Source organism: Mycobacterium angelicum, assembly GCF_002086155.1.
GTDB lineage: Bacteria > Actinomycetota > Actinomycetes > Mycobacteriales > Mycobacteriaceae > Mycobacterium > Mycobacterium angelicum.
The window spans coordinates 1-424 of sequence record NZ_MVHE01000313.1 but is presented as its reverse complement, the minus strand read 5'-3'; the positions used below and the strand labels follow the sequence as shown (position 1 = coordinate 424).

General features: G+C 68.4%; 1 protein-coding gene. It reads right to left on the bottom strand.

What is annotated here, in order from left to right:
* Window positions 1-424 (bottom strand): acyl carrier protein (locus tag BST12_RS29550; protein ID WP_139802108.1); only part of this gene is annotated, 424 nt, incomplete at both ends.

The window sequence follows — 424 nt, the reverse complement described above, 5'->3', positions numbered from 1 at the left end:
AATCCACCCCACCCGGCAACCGACACGCCATCCCCACCACCGCGATGGGTTCGTCAATCTGCCCGGCGACGGCGGTGATCACCCGCGTCGGGGTCGCGCTGCCCGAGAGCAGATCCATCAGGTAGCCGGCAATGGCGGTTGGGGTGGGGTGGTCGAAGACCAGGGTTGCCGGTAGCGGTAAGCCGGTCTGTCTGGCCAGGGTGTTGCGTAGTTGCAGGGCGGTCAGGGAGTCGATGCCGAGGTGTTTAAACGGCTGGTCGGGATCCAGAGTGGCCGGCTCGGGGTGGGCCAGCACGGTGGCGGTGGCGGTCAGGATCAGGGTGGTCAGGGTCGCCAATTGCTGTGCGGGGGTGTGGCCGGCCAGTTGGCCGGCCAGCCCGTCGGGGATCGCTGCCGGTGTGGGGGTGGTGTGGCTGGCTAGTTC